This is a genomic window from Bradyrhizobium sp. 62B, from assembly GCF_030272265.2.
Taxonomy (GTDB): domain Bacteria; phylum Pseudomonadota; class Alphaproteobacteria; order Rhizobiales; family Xanthobacteraceae; genus Bradyrhizobium.
Map to the genome: position 1 here is coordinate 2076242 of NZ_CP092841.2, position 13706 is coordinate 2089947.

General features: G+C 65.1%; 14 protein-coding genes. 5 read left to right on the plus strand and 9 right to left on the minus strand.

Annotated elements, in window-relative coordinates:
• Nucleotides 1–14 precede the first annotated feature (14 nt).
• From ML401_RS09875 to ML401_RS09895, 5 genes are all read right to left on the minus strand, one after another.
• Complete coding sequence (locus tag ML401_RS09875) at nt 15–737, minus strand: DUF72 domain-containing protein (RefSeq protein WP_259204934.1); 723 nt, start codon at nt 735–737, stop codon at nt 15–17.
• A 100-nt stretch (nt 738–837) separates the two neighbouring features.
• Nucleotides 838–1986: an amidohydrolase gene (locus ML401_RS09880; RefSeq protein ID WP_285811707.1), complete on the minus strand. Its 1149-nt coding sequence runs from the start codon at nt 1984–1986 to the stop codon at nt 838–840.
• A 227-nt stretch (nt 1987–2213) separates the two neighbouring features.
• Complete coding sequence (locus tag ML401_RS09885; RefSeq protein WP_212065425.1) at nt 2214–3299, minus strand: mandelate racemase/muconate lactonizing enzyme family protein; 1086 nt, start codon at nt 3297–3299, stop codon at nt 2214–2216.
• Between the two features lie 130 nt (nt 3300–3429).
• The gene (locus ML401_RS09890) at nt 3430–4635 is read right to left on the minus strand and encodes a M20/M25/M40 family metallo-hydrolase (protein ID WP_285811709.1); all 1206 of its coding nucleotides are present in this window, start codon (nt 4633–4635) and stop codon (nt 3430–3432) included.
• 31 nt (nt 4636–4666) lie between these two features.
• The gene (locus ML401_RS09895; protein WP_285811710.1) at nt 4667–5914 is read right to left on the minus strand and encodes an MFS transporter; all 1248 of its coding nucleotides are present in this window, start codon (nt 5912–5914) and stop codon (nt 4667–4669) included.
• Nucleotides 5915–6173: 259 nt separating this feature from the next.
• Between ML401_RS09895 and ML401_RS09900 the strand changes: the two genes are divergently transcribed.
• The 3 genes from ML401_RS09900 to ML401_RS09910 all read left to right on the plus strand — a co-directional run bounded on the left by ML401_RS09900 (nt 6174) and on the right by ML401_RS09910 (nt 8473).
• The gene (locus ML401_RS09900) at nt 6174–7622 is read left to right on the plus strand and encodes a TAXI family TRAP transporter solute-binding subunit (RefSeq protein WP_285811712.1); all 1449 of its coding nucleotides are present in this window, start codon (nt 6174–6176) and stop codon (nt 7620–7622) included.
• Between the two features lie 335 nt (nt 7623–7957).
• Nucleotides 7958–8110, plus strand: coding sequence for a hypothetical protein (locus tag ML401_RS09905; protein WP_285811714.1), 153 nt, complete (start codon nt 7958–7960; stop codon nt 8108–8110).
• A 180-nt stretch (nt 8111–8290) separates the two neighbouring features.
• Nucleotides 8291–8473, plus strand: coding sequence for a hypothetical protein (locus tag ML401_RS09910; RefSeq protein WP_211417914.1), 183 nt, complete (start codon nt 8291–8293; stop codon nt 8471–8473).
• A 21-nt stretch (nt 8474–8494) separates the two neighbouring features.
• Here the strand turns inward: ML401_RS09910 and ML401_RS09915 are convergent, their stop codons facing one another.
• Together ML401_RS09915 and ML401_RS09920 are read right to left on the minus strand one after the other, a co-directional pair.
• Nucleotides 8495–8797: an HGGxSTG domain-containing protein gene (locus tag ML401_RS09915; protein ID WP_285811717.1), complete on the minus strand. Its 303-nt coding sequence runs from the start codon at nt 8795–8797 to the stop codon at nt 8495–8497.
• Nucleotides 8794–9450: a hypothetical protein gene (locus ML401_RS09920; protein ID WP_211417912.1), complete on the minus strand. Its 657-nt coding sequence runs from the start codon at nt 9448–9450 to the stop codon at nt 8794–8796. Before ML401_RS09920 ends, ML401_RS09915 begins: the two co-directional genes overlap by 4 nt.
• 450 nt (nt 9451–9900) lie before the next feature.
• Here ML401_RS09920 and ML401_RS09925 point away from each other — a divergent pair, with 450 nt between their 5' ends.
• A complete protein-coding gene (locus ML401_RS09925; protein ID WP_285811719.1) occupies nt 9901–10884 on the plus strand; it encodes a tripartite tricarboxylate transporter substrate binding protein in 984 nt (327 codons plus the stop codon).
• Between the two features lie 22 nt (nt 10885–10906).
• Here ML401_RS09925 and ML401_RS09930 read toward each other — a convergent pair whose 3' ends face one another.
• Complete coding sequence (locus ML401_RS09930) at nt 10907–11368, minus strand: NUDIX domain-containing protein (RefSeq protein ID WP_285811720.1); 462 nt, start codon at nt 11366–11368, stop codon at nt 10907–10909.
• Between the two features lie 108 nt (nt 11369–11476).
• On the opposite strand from ML401_RS09930, the gene ML401_RS09935 reads away from it, so the two are divergent.
• Nucleotides 11477–12547 (plus strand): DUF1236 domain-containing protein, encoded by a 1071-nt coding sequence (locus tag ML401_RS09935; protein ID WP_285811722.1) that lies wholly within the window; start codon nt 11477–11479, stop codon nt 12545–12547.
• 40 nt (nt 12548–12587) lie between these two features.
• On the opposite strand, the gene ML401_RS09940 is transcribed toward ML401_RS09935, so the two are convergent.
• Nucleotides 12588–13550 carry a lytic transglycosylase domain-containing protein gene (locus tag ML401_RS09940; RefSeq protein WP_285811724.1) on the minus strand — a complete coding sequence of 321 codons (963 nt, stop codon included), beginning with the start codon at nt 13548–13550 and terminating at the stop codon, nt 12588–12590.
• Nucleotides 13551–13706: the final 156 nt, after the last annotated feature.

Consider the following 13706-nt stretch of genomic DNA (forward strand, 5'->3'; position numbering starts at 1 on the left):
CTGGCGTCTTTGCGCTACAGCAGCCGCTTCAACGCCTGCGCGTCGGCGGGCGCCGCGCTCTTCTGGTCGTTGTCGAAATAGACGTAGACGTCGCAGCCCTGCCGCTTCCAGGACTTGATGCGCTTGGCCCATTGCGCCAGCGCGGCCTTGCTATAGTGCCCGTGATAACGCCCGCTCGGTCCGTGCCCGCGCACATAGACGAAATCCGCCGTGCGCTTCCATGGCGCGGGGGCGTCGGCATGGTCGGACAGGCAGAGCGAGATGTTCTCGTCCGCCAGCATGCGCAGGATGCGCGGCTGGTACCAGCTCGGATGACGGAATTCGAAGCTGTAACGGCGCTTGCGCGACAGCAGCTTGAAAAAGGACGCGAGGCGGTCGGCGTTCGCCTCGAATTGCGGCGGCAGCTGGAACAGGATCGGGCCGGCCTTGCCGCCGAGCCTGGAGATGCGGTCCTCCAGCAGCGCGAGGCTGTTGACGGAGCGCTCCGACAGCCGCTTCCAGTGCGTGATGAATTTCGACGCCTTCCAGGCGAAGACGAAATCGCGCCCGGTCTGCTTGCGCCAGCCCGTCACGGCTTCGGGCGTCGGCGTGCGATAGAACACCCCGTTCAGCTCGGTCGTGTCGAACTGTCCGGCGTAATAGCTGAGCTGCTGCTTCAGCGTCACGCCTTCAGGGAAGAACGGGCCGCGCCAGGAATCGTAGTGCCAGCCCGAAGTTCCGATCAGTACGCGCGCCATCGATCCGTCATCCCTCGGACGCGGCGGCAGGCCGCGCCTTGTCCGGGGCAACGTTCGTGCACGAAATATGTTGCTGTCGGCGTGGCGGCGTGCGGCTGGATCAGTTCGACGCCAGCGCCGCCTTGGCCACTTCCGCCATCCAGCTCGACGCCACCGGCAGGATCGCGTCGTTGAAATCGTAGCGCGGGCCGTGCAGCTCCGCGCCGTCGCGCAACTCGCCGTTGCCGATCCAGACGAAGGCGCCGGGCCGCTGCTGCAGGTAATGGGCAAAATCCTCGCCGGCCATGCTGGGCGCGAGGTCGCGCCGCACGGGCGCCTTCACCTTCTGCGCGGCGATGCGCGCGAGGTCCGCCTCGTCGGGCGTGTTGACCACCACACCCACACCCCAGACGATGTCGGGCGTGACCTTGACGCCGAAGCTGGTCGCAATGCCGGCGCAGGTCCGTTCGATGCCGGCGAGGATGACGTCCTTGACCGCCTCGCGATGGTAGCGCAGCGTGCCGCGGATGGTCACGCGTCCGGCGATCTGGTTCGGCGCGGTGCCGCCGTCGATGGTGCAGAGCGAGAGCACGGCGGTGTCGAGCGGATCGACGCCGCGGGAGACGATCGATTGCAGCGCCACGATGAGATGGCCGGCCGCCATCACCGGATCGCGCGTCAGATGGGGCATGCCGGCGTGGCCCGCATGACCCTCGATGGTGATGGTGATGCGCCCGCCGGAGGCCATGACGACGCCGTCATGTACGGCGATGGTGCCGGCGGTGAGGCCCGGCCAATTGTGAAAGCCGAACACGCGCTCCATCGGAAAGCGGTCGAACAGCCCGGCCGCGACCATTGCGCGCGAGCCGCCAAAGCCTTCCTCCGCCGGCTGGAAGATGAAATCGACCGTGCCGCTCCAGCTGGGATCGGCGGCGAGCAGCGCGGCGGCGCCGAGCAGCGAGGCGGTGTGTCCGTCATGGCCGCAGGCATGCATCACGCCCGATGTCCTGGAGGCGTAAGGCAGGCCGGTGTCCTCGGTGATCGGCAGCGCGTCCATGTCGGCGCGCAGGCCGACCCGCCTTTGTGCATGCCCGCGGGTCAAGGTCGCGACGACGCCGTGGCCGCCGACGCCCGCCTCGAACGGAATGCCGAGCTCGGTGAGCCTCGCCTGCACGAAGGCGGAGGTCTCCTTCTCCTGGAGCGACAGCTCGGGGTGGGCATGAAGGTGCCGACGCCATTCGGTCAGTTTCTGATGCAGCTCAGGTGTCAAGGCAGGGGTCTCTCGCAAGATGCAGGTTGCCGGCACAATAGCGGATTATCCGCGCCATGCATCAAGCGCCTTGGAATGGCTCGCGTGCAGCAAAGCGCACCGCGCCCAAGTCATTCGGGAGCGCGCCTCTCGGCGCGAACCCGGAATCCATCGCGCCACTCTCTCTGTAGCCAAATGGATTTGCGGGCTCGCGACGTCGTCGCGCCTCGGAATGACGGTCATTGGTATCACGCCAGCTTCGCCAGCCCCGCCCAGTCGAAGCTGATCCCATGCCCAGGCCGATCCGGCGCCAGCGCCTTCCCATCCTCAAGCACCAGCGGATGCTCGATATATGTGTCGAGCCCAAACCCGTGCGCCTCCAGGAACGAGCGGTTCGGGCACGCCGCGAGCAGATGCACGGTGATGTCGTGGGCGCCGTGGCTGGTGACGGGCAGGTTGAACGCTTCCGCCAGCCGCGCGATCTTCATGAAGGCGGAAACGCCGCCGCAATTGGTGACATCGGGCTCGGGATAAGACACAGCACCGCTTGCGATGTAGCTCTTGAATTCCCACAGCGAGCGTAAATTCTCGCCCGCCGCGATGGGGACACCGCCCTCCTGCATGATGCGGGTGTGCCCGGCGACGTCGTCGGGAATGATCGGCTCCTCGAGCCAGGTGAGGTCATAAGGAACGAACGCGCGCGCCGCGCGGATCGCTTCCTCCACGGTCCACTTCATGTTGGCATCCACCATCAGCGGAAAGCCGTCGCCGAGATGCTGCCGCATCGCGGCGACTTTTGCGACGTCGGATTTCAGGTCGGGCCGGCCGACCTTCATCTTGATGGCCCGAAAGCCTTTCGCGAGATTGCCGTCGGTCTGCGCGAGCAGCTCATCCACGGAGAGATCGAGGTCGATGCCGCCGGCATAACACGGCACGCGCGCATCGAACCCGCCAAGCAATTGATATAGCGGCAGCTTCGCGCGCCGCGCCTTCAAATCCCACAGTGCGATGTCGAGTGCGGAGAGCGCCAGCACCACCGGCCCGCCGCGCCCGCCATAATGCAGCGCCCACCAGACGTGATGCCAGATCGCTTCGGTGTCGTCGGCCTCGCGGCCCTCGATCAGCGGCGGGATCTCGCGCCTGAGGATGTCCGCGACAGCGCCGCCATTGCGGCCGACGGTGTAGGTGTAGCCGACTCCCTCGGCGCCATCGGCATCACGGATGCGGCAGGTGATCAGCTCGAACGCGACGATCTCGCCATGGGTGGAGTCGGACAGCGTGACGGGAAGGGGAATTCGGTAGAGTCCGGTCTCGATGTTTGCGATGCGCGGCATGCCGCCTCCCTTTTTGTTCTTCTTGTTGCGTCGGGTGGGTTAGCCGAGCAGATGCGCAAAGCGCATGTGCTCGGCGTAACTCACCACTTTAATCTCCGCGGCGGCAGAAGCGGTCGGTTACGCCCATGCCTCACCGCATCGTCGCAAGCTGCACAGCCAGTGCACACGCCCTGTCGTATTCGTCGAGATTGATCCATTCGTCGATCGTGTGCGCCTCGTTCTGGCCGGCGCCGAAGGTCACGGTCGGGATGCCGTGGCGGACCATCCAGTTGGCGTCCAGGCCGCCATTGGCGGTGCGGACGTTCGGCGTGCCGCCGACCGCCGATACGGCCTCGACCGCGCGCTTGATGACGGGCTGGCTGTCCTTCATGCGGAACGGATAATAGTCGGTCTCGGCCTTGAACTTGACCTTGCCGGACTTGCCCTGCGCGTTCGTCACCTTCTTGGCCGCCTTCTCGAACGCGGCCTTGTAGGCTTTCGTGATCTCCTTGAAGAACTTTCCGTCATGGCTGCGGCATTCGCCGCGCACATGCACGTAGTCGGTGACGACGTTGGTGGCATCGCCCGCCGGGCGCCCTTCGCCGCCGGTGACGGGGCCGACATTGCTGGTGCCCATCCGCGCGCTCGCGCCCTTGCCCTTCACCACCTTGCCGAACCAGCCGCCGGCTTTCACGTCCGCAAGTGCGAGCGCCATGATCATGGTCGAGGAGATGCCACGCTCCGGCGCGACGCCGGCATGCGAGGCGCGGCCGAAGATCTCGACGGTCCAGCGGTCGGCGCCGACCGCGCCGATGACGACGTTGGAAGCCGAGCCGCCGTCATAGTTGAAGGCCATCACCGGAGATCCCAGCTCGTCCAGCTTGACGTGGCGCGCACCGTAGAGCCCGCTCTCCTCGCGCACGCAGAACAGCAGCGTGATCGGCGGATGATCCAGCTTCTGCTTTTCGAGCTCGGCGGCCAACGTCACCAGCACGCCGCAGCCGCAGCGGTTGTCGCCCCCAAGCGCGGTCTTGGCCTCGTTGATGATCTTGCGCCCCGATTTCTTCGGCTTGGCGCCGGCGCAGAGCGGCACGGTGTCCATGTGGGTCATGAACATGATGCGCGGCTGGTTGTGCAGCGCGCCGCGGCCGGGCAGGTCGACGACGAGGTTGCCGGTCTCGGTCGGTACGGGAATCCGCGTGTTGGCATCGTCGAGCCGGATCGCCTTCGCCGGCACGCCGCTCTCCTTCAGCGCGGCCATGAGCTCACGCCCGATCGCCGCCTCCTGTCCGGTGACGCCCTCGATCGCGAGGAAACGCATGAGGCGGTCGGTGGCGGCTTTGGTGTCGACAGGCATGATTCTTTCCTTTGGCAACCGGCCCGCCATCCTACGAATGCTGTGAGGTGTAAGTCAAAAAGATCAGCACGCCCACGATCAGCGCCACCGCCATGAACAGCAGCACCGCCGGCAGCCCTGCGAAGGCGGCCACTGCGCCGGTGATCGACTGCATCAAAGCGGTGCCGAGGAAGAAGGCGAGGTTCACCGCGGCCAGCGCCTTGCCGGCGGTCTGTGCGTCCACCAATTGCCGGCACATGCCGAACAGCAGCGGCTGTGCGGAGATCGCAAGCCCGATCAGCACGAACAGCGCGAGATCATATTGCGGCGGCATGACCGGTACGCCGAACAGCCATGCAACCGCATAATGCGGTGCGCCCAGCGCCATCAGTGCAACCAGCACGGCCGCCGCCGCGTGCGTGCCGGCGACGAGGTCGCGCCGGCGGCCGACCTTGCGGTCAATCATGCCCATCAGCAGCGGGCCTGCGATCATCGCCAGGGTGAAGGCGCCGAGCTGATTGCCGGCCTCGACCCGCGACAGGCCCTTGATCTCCATCAGCCATGGTCCGCCCCACAGTCCGCGCAGGACCAGCGAGGTCGCCAGCGACACCATCGCGAGCGCGATCAGCCCGCGCAACGGCCGCGACAGGCCGAGCCTGAGCACCTCGATCATCTGCGACAGCGGAGAGGATTCGTCCTTGTGCTCGGCCGGCTGGTGCGGCACCAGCGCGAACACGGCGAGCGCGACCGCAACGCCGCCAGCTGCGGAGATCCAGAACCCGGCGCGCCAGCCCCAATTGTCGACCACGAAGGCAAGTGGGCTCGATGACAACAGCATGCCGATATTGCCGATCGAGAGGATCGCGCCCGACCACAGCCCGAAGCGGCTTGCCGACAATTGCTTGGCAGCCAGCGTCATCGGGCACATCAGCATGCCCGAGGTGGCGACGCCCAGCAGCAATTGGCCAAAAGCAAAGCTCGAAGGGCCCGTCGCAAAGCCCGACGCGATGGCACCGACCACGGTTCCGGCCAGCAGGCTCAGCGACACCGGCCGCACGCCGAAGCGGTCCATCGCCGCACCGACGGGGATCTGTGAGGCCGCAAAGGCAAAATGATAGACCGAGGTGAGGCTGGCGAGGGCCTGCGGCTCGATGCGGAAATCCGCCGCCATCAGGTCGAGGCTCACGGCCGGAATGGTGCGCAGCAAGGTCGAGAGCATGTGGCCGCAGGCGAGCGCGAGCAGCGCAAAGACCAGCGCGCGGGTGCCATCTCCCGTCTCGTTCGTGGCAGCCGTCGTCATGAGCGTCCGTCCCGGAAAGATTTCGGATTGGCGTACATGATTGGGGGGCGGGCGCCAATGGCGGCAGCGGGACCCCATTATTCCGGAATGTAGCTTCTCCGCATTACCGGCAGCGAGTGCCTGCCGGCGGTCGAGAAGAAGCTTAACGGGTGTTCAGGCTTCGGACCGTGATGAACCAGGGCGATCGCCCGGACGTTATGATCGGGAAACGTGGCATCCTGGAAAGCGGGAAGCCCTGATCTGTGGTTGGGCAGCGGCAATGTCTTCCTCCGAGAGTACAGGTCAGACGACCAGCGAGGCGGCCCGCCGGGAGCGGAGGAGAGGCAATTCCTTGCTGGCGGCTTTCGCGGTCGGGTTTCTCGTTTTTAGTGCCGCGGCCGGCGCACTCTATTATGCGTTGCGGCCCGATATCCTCCGGATCGCCGTTGGTCCAGTCGGCAGCGACGATCATAAAGTCATTCAGGCGATGGCCGATGTCTTTGGCGGCGAAAGCCGGGCTCTCCGGCTGCGCCCGATCAAGACCGACGGGGCGGTGGAGGCTCTTGCTTTGCTTCGGGCCGGCAAGGCCGACCTCGCCGTCGGCCGCGGCGATCTGGACATGCCTGCGGAGGCGCAGACCGTTGCAGTCGTCCGTAAGAACTTCGTCGTGCTGTGGGCTCCGTCCGGCCCTGCTGGCAAGGGTTCGAAAAGCAAGGGTTCGAAAAGCAAGGGCTCGAAACAAAAGGCTTCGCCGAAAATCAAGGAGGTCGCCGATCTCGCAGGTCGCCGCGTCGGCGTGATCGGCCGGACGCCTGCGAATGCGGCGTTGCTGCGCGTCATCCTGAGCGCCACCGGCGTGGAGGCAGACAAGGTCGTCGTGACACACTTCGGTACCGACCAGATCGAGGATCTGGCGCGCGATCCGGCCATCGATGCATTCATGGCGGTCGGGCCGCTCGACAGCAAGATCACATCCGATGCCGTGGCCGCGACTGCGCGGACGCGTGGCGCGCCGAAGTTTCTTGCCATCGAGACGTCGGAAGCCATCGCCCTGAAGCACCCCCGGTATGAAGCGGAGGAAATTCCACCCAGCGTCTTCAACGCGGATCCGGCCTGGCCCGATGACAAGGTTGAAACGGTCAGCGTCAGCCACCTCATCGTCGCGAGAAAGTCACTGCCGGAAACGACGGTCGCCGCCTTTTTCCGTCAGCTCTTCGCAGTTCGCCAGGCGATTGCACGGCAGGTGCCGGGTGCAGCGCACATTACCAAGCCGGACGTCGACAAGGATACCGAACTGCCGGTGCATCGGGGCGCGGCGGCTGTCATCGACGGCAACGAGCGGACCTTCCTCGACCGGTACGGCGATTACTTCTGGTTCGGGCTGCTGCTTCTGTCAGGGATCGGTTCGGCCGCCGCCTGGCTGCGTCGCTATCTGAATCGCGACGAAAGAGAGGAAACCAACAGCCACCGCAACAGAATCCTGGCCATGGTGTCCAGCGCGCGAACCGCGGAATCGAGCCAGGAGCTTCTGGCTTTGCAACGCGAAGCCGACGCCATCATCGGCGAAACGCTCGCGTGCTACGACGACGGCGCCATCGAGGAAGATGAGCTCGCGGCATTTGGTCTGGTGCTCGGTCTGTTGAGCAATGCCATCGCGGAGAGACGGACCGCGCTGCAGCGGACCAACCTCGAACCCGTGCGGGGCGCCGTGGCCGCACCGCGAGGCTGAGGCGATCTGAAACTGCGGCTGATGAACCGTGGCGCAATTGGCCGCATGTCGACGGCTTGAGGGTAGAGCCCAGCGGATCAACTTATGCTTGTGCGCGCCGCCTTCCTACGCGGACGAAGCCTTCTGCGTGCCGCCACGCATCCTGCTGTCGATCGCGACGCTTTCGCCGCCACTCGCTTTTACCGTCGTTCATCGCCGGTTGATTCGGGAAAAATCGGAACAAAGGGACGTGATCGCTCTTACCCCAGTCAGGAAACCTGCTCATGCTGTGCTCAAAACCATCACGCGTCATTCGCACAACGCTTGATCTTGCAAACGCAAGGCAGGTCAAGTCCGTGAGAAGGCGCCTCAAGATCTCCGATGCCGATCTGATCAGGATCGTCGACAAGATCGGAAACTCTCTCCACGACATAGAGAAGGAAGTGCAGCTCGAAAAGCTCGCGCTCGATGAGCAGACCAGCAACAAAGGCGGGCTCACGGCCCCCTGATAGATCCAGTCACCAATCGGAAAGGAGCACTTCCATGAACGGCTTGATTTACCTCGTAGGACTAGTCGTCGTGATCGCGGCCATTCTGTCATTCTTTGGCTTGCGTTGACGGTTCTTCTCTGCCGGGCCGCCGCGTCACCCCATCCGGGGTGAAGCAGTCGGCAAGTTCGGGTGCATCAAATGGACGATTTGCACCAGGTCAATACCATCATCGCCACCACCATTTGCGAGTTCTTCAAAGGACATCCCGACGTGCAAATCGGGACCGAAGAGGCGAAGCTTTTGGCAAAGCAGATTGCCCAAGCGCTCGATGAGGCAGGGCTGCAGATTGCCATCGTCAAGCCAGCGAACGCGCCGCACTAGGCTGGCGAGCCGGTGGCGTGGTTAGGCCTCGATGTTGCTTTGTGAACACGAGTCCGAGTCCAGCTCCCTCAGCAGCTTCCCTGCATCGTCCAGCAGCTCCCGGATCGCCCTTCGCTCCGCGATCCGCGCTTGCGTGAAAGTGCCATGCTTGCGCGCGTTGTGGTTTCCCCATGGCGCGCCCGATCCGGGCGCGCCGCCGTGCATGCGGCAGCGGAGCTTGCCGCACACGGCTGGAGCGCGGCAGGCGAAACCTCTGCGGGTCGCGGCGCCGCAGCGCAGGCTTGCGGCCATCGCGCGCGTGTTGCGGATGTGACCGGCGCTCATGCGGTGGCGCCTTGCATGGCTGCGGCCCGGTCGTGTTCGCGCTTGCCGGCTTCGCGCGACGGGACCAGTCCCGCGTTGATCGAGGCACCGGGCTCGCCGACGGCCAGGTGTGCATGCTGGGCGACATTCCCCACGATCGCGCTGCCGCCGTCCTGCACCGAGAGATTCTGCACCGTGATCGGACGCTCGCCATTGCCGCGATGGCGGTTGAGCGCCTCCATCTGGGCCGCGAAGGTGCGGGCGAGCCGGGTCAATGTGCGCGTGATGCCTTCCTGCTGCGCGAGGTCTTCGGTGAAGGCGAGGCGGCAGGCCGAGCGCATCGTGGCGACGTGAATGGACACCATCTGCGCCGTCAGCATGGCCTCGAGCGAATCCCTGGGCGCGATGCCCTTCATCATCGAGACCATGAAGGCGAGATTGGCCTCGTCGGGCTTCTGCAGGATCACGCTGGCCTTCATCAATTGCTTGAGGATGCCATGCAGCGCGTCGCGGTCGACGGCGCCGAGCGCCTCGGCCATCAGCCGCTCGCCGGCCTGCGCGTCGGGATGCTTGATCACGATGCTTCGCCGGGTGAGCTTGATCCGCGGGGTCGGCCTGCTGCCGTCATATTTGGTGGCGGGCGTCGTGCTGTTGCATGTCAGGGCTGTCGTCATGTCGATATCTCCTCAGGCCCACGGCAGGCGCGCGGAGGCTCGCCGGGCGAGACCAATCCGCGCAACTGCCGCGCAGCGGGTGCGATTTTCAGATGTCGATGAAGGGCTTATGCGCGATCACACGAGGCAGCCCTGGCCAAGCGGGCCTTGGAGCTCACGGTTGTCGCGACGATGCCAATATGCCCCTGATTTGCCCGACGAGTCAAAATCGATTTCGCAACATCCGAAGATTGGCGCCCCCGCCTAAGCCCTTGTTTCGACTGAGGCCGTCTACTGTGCATGGGGTTGTTTTCGCATTTTTTGTTTGCAGGGGGTGCGTACGTGCCGTGCGACGGAATGCCGGTGCCCGAACGCGATTGCGAAATCCGCGATGGCCGCTATTCATGATCTTCGGATGCGTCGCACCAACAAGCCTGCACAAGCGGCGCCGTGAGGTCTGGGGAGAAACCAATGCAACGAACCATCCGCCTGCTGGTCGTCATTGCCGGAATGTGCGCCTGTGCGCTGTCGACGCAGGCCCTGGCGCAGAAATATCCGGTGAGGCCGGTCAAGGTCATGGTCGGCTTCAGCGCCGGCGGTCCGGTCGACGTCGCCGCGCGCATCATCGGCGATCGCTTGAGCAATAGGCTGGGGCAGCCCTTCGTGGTCGAGAACCGCGCCGGCGCCAACGGCATGATCGCCGCCGAAGGCGTCGCGCGCGCGGACGGCGATGGCTACACCATGCTCGCCTGCAACTCCTCCACCATCACGCTCAACAAGACGCTGTTCAAGGATATCCGCTACGATCCGGAAAAGGATTTTGCACCACTCACCACCGTCGTGTCGGCGCCGCTCGTGCTGGTGGTCAATCCGGAGAATCCCAAGACGGCCGATATCAAGACCGTGGCCGATCTCGTCGCCGCGGCGAAGGCCGCGCCCGGCGCGCTGGCTTACGGCTCGGGCGGCAACGGCAACCTTGCCCATCTCGCCATGGAGTTGCTCAGCCAGAAGGCCGGCATCAAGCTGATCCATGTGCCCTATCGCGGCGGTTCGGCCGCGGAGGTCGGCATCCTCGCGCAGGAGGTGCTGGCTGTGTTCGATCCACTCTCCGCCGTGCCGCTGGTCAAGGCCGGCAAGCTGCGCGCGCTCGCGGTCTCGTCGGCCGAACGATTGCCGTCGCTGCCTGATGTGCCGACCGTCGCGGAAGCAGGCTATCCCGGCTTCGACATCTCGTTCTGGGTCGGCTTCTTCATGCCGAAGTCGACGCCCGCGCCGATCCTCGAAACGCTGCACCGGGAGATCGTCGCGGCGGCCAAGGACCCGGCGGTCGCGGAGAAGCTCGGCTCGCAGGGCGTCGTCAGCGTGCTCAGTCCCGCCGACTACGCCGCCAAGATCGCCAGGGAGACCAAGGACCTCGCCGAGGTCGTGGCAGCGGCGAACATCAAGGCGGAGTAGGGGCGCTTGATGGCGGCGATCTCTACTCGCCGCCGGCCAGCTGCGCCAGGCGGTCGAGCAGCGGGCGTTGTCCCGCATTGATCTTCTCCCGCGCTTCTTCGAGCGTGAACCATTCGGCACGATCGACCTCCGGGAAGACTTGCCGTTTGCCGCTCCGGGGCGGCCATTCCATCTCGAAGCTGTTGCTGCGAACGCTGCGTGGGTCGAGATCGAGCTCGACCGCGAAGGCGGTGACGAGCTTGCCGCCGCGCTGCTTGACCTGACCAAGCGCGGTCAGCGGCTCGGACAGCTCAAGCCCGAGCTCTTCGGCGAACTCCCGCCGCGCGGCGACGTCCGCAGCTTCCTCGTCGGCATATTCTCCCTTGGGAATCGACCATGCGCCGAGATCCTTGTTGCGCCAGAACGGCCCGCCGGGATGAACCAAGAGCACCTCGAGCGCCCGGCGCTTGCGATAGGCGATGATCCCGGCACTCTTCGATGGCATCGCAGGTTCCGTGCAGAGGGAGGGTCAGCTTTCTCTCGGGAAAAAGTGGAACACGTGGTTTTAGCGCAGGTTAGTAGCCAACGTTTATTTGTTAAAAGGGAGTGAACCATGATCCGCCTGTTGGCAACCACCGCCTTGGGGCTGGTGCTGGCGAACGCCGCCTTTGCGCAATCGCCCGGCTCGACCACGAAGTCCGAGCAGACACCGCAATCCCAATCGAATTCTACAGCGCCGTCCACCACCGCGCCATCCGGCACCGCTGACGCCCAGCGCACCCCGTCGCAGCCGCAGCAATCGCCGGCGACGGGAACGTCGGCACAGAACACGCAGAACACCGCGCCGTCCGGGGCTGCCAATTCCAACCCACCCAACAATACCGCGAACAGCACGGACACCTCGCGGCCGCAGAGCGGCCCCGCGAGCTCGAACACGGCCGGCAACCCGCCTGCGTCCCAGCAGAGCGCCAATCCGCCGCCGGCCAACAGCAATCAGGCGCAGCAGGCGCCCGCGGCGTCCGGAACCAATCAGGCTCAGCAGGCGCCGAATGCGCCAGCCACTAATCAGGCGCAGGGGGCGGGAACCGGTTCGCAGGCGGCCGCCCAGACCGACGTCAATCTCAACCGGCAGCAAGAGACCAAGATCAGCACGTCGATCTCGCGCCTGAACGTCCGGCCCGTGACCAGCGTCAATTTCTCGCTGAACGTCGGCACGGTGGTGCCGCGCGACGTGCACCTGTCGACGCTGCCGCCCGATGTCGTGGAGATCGTGCCGCAATATCGCGGCTACAGCTTTGCGCTGGTGAAGGATCAGATCGTCGTGGTCGATCCGGCGTCGTACAAGATCGTGACGGTGCTGCCGTATTCGGGGCAATCCACCGCGACAACGACGACGACCACGCGCGAGCGCAGCGCCAGCAAGTTCTCCGATCGCGATCGCGAGGTGATCCGCAAGCATGCGAAGACCCGCACCGAAGGGCGGAGCGAGGCGCGGACCACCGGCACGGCACGCACGGAGATCCGTGTCGGCGATCGCGTGCCGGAGAGTGTTGAGGCGGAGGAATTCCCGAGCACGGTCTATCGGGATGCGCCGGATCTGCGGGAATACCGCTACATCCATCGCGACACCCGGACCTACGTCATCGAGCCCCGCGAACGGCGCGTGATCGAGGAGATCGACTAGCAAGCAATGCCGGAGCCACTCGTGCGAGTGGCTCCGAACACTAGCCAGAAGGCCGTTCGCGTGATGCGAAGCGAATGGCGCGGGCTTTCGCGCTCTTTCCGGCCGCGCGTGCTGCAATCATGCTGCGCGCCTTGCCATGGGCTGAACCGCCTTTCCGCAGCAGGGTTGCGAACCGCTTGCGGGCCCGGCTCGTCGACAGCCGCGCGGCGAGCTGTTCCGCCTTGCGAATGAAAGCGATGGCGGAAGGTGTCAGGTTGACCGGAACCCAGGCCACGTCCTTGGCCTTCGAGAGACTGCCGACACCTTCGCAAGGCGCTTCGCGCGGCAGGTCGATCCGGATTGCAAGGGCCTCCGTTCGTTCGGTCCAGTCTTCGGCCTTGGTGCCGGTGATGATGCGGACATAGTCGCGCGTCTCGCGTGGCAGCTCACTTTGTTTGGCAAGCCATTTCTGAATGCGGCCCGGGCCTGCATTGTAGGCGGCTGCGGCAAGGCCGAGATTGCCGAAATCATCACGCAGCTTGCGCAGGAACCTGGCCGATGCCGGCAGCGCCTTCATGGGATCGAAGGGATCGTCGAGCCCGACTTCGGCGGCCGTCTCCGGCATGAACTGCGCCACGCCCTGGGCGCCGGCCTGGCTGACCTCGTTGGACTTGAAGCGGCTCTCCTGCCAGAGCAGGCGGGCAAAGAACGGCACGGGAATGCCGCTGGCCTCGGCGGCCTCGCGAAGCGCATGGCAGAACCGATCTGTCGGTGAAACCGGCTCCTCGGCGACCGGTTCGCTCGCGCGCGGCGGCTCGATCGTTTCCTCATGCGCTGCGCGCGCGTTGGCGAGCTCAATGGCCTGCACGCTGGCGAGGAAGAGTTCGACCACCGGAACCAGTGGGGAGGCATGATTGTTCTGAAGAATGGCGGTGTCGAAAGTTGATGTTTGCCGCGACGCCGATGGATCGAGGTCGCACATCAGAACCAGAAACGCGGCGCACGCCGCGACGACAAATCGCATTTGCTGAGACAACCTCGAACTGTGGGATGAACGGCCAGCGATGCGCCGGCGATAGGAAGTTCTTAACCTTCCGATTGCGGCAAAGCTGCGGTCTCGCCGGTTCCTTCGGTGTTACTACGGTGTTCCCAAAGAGAAACTGCCCGCGATTTTGCGGAT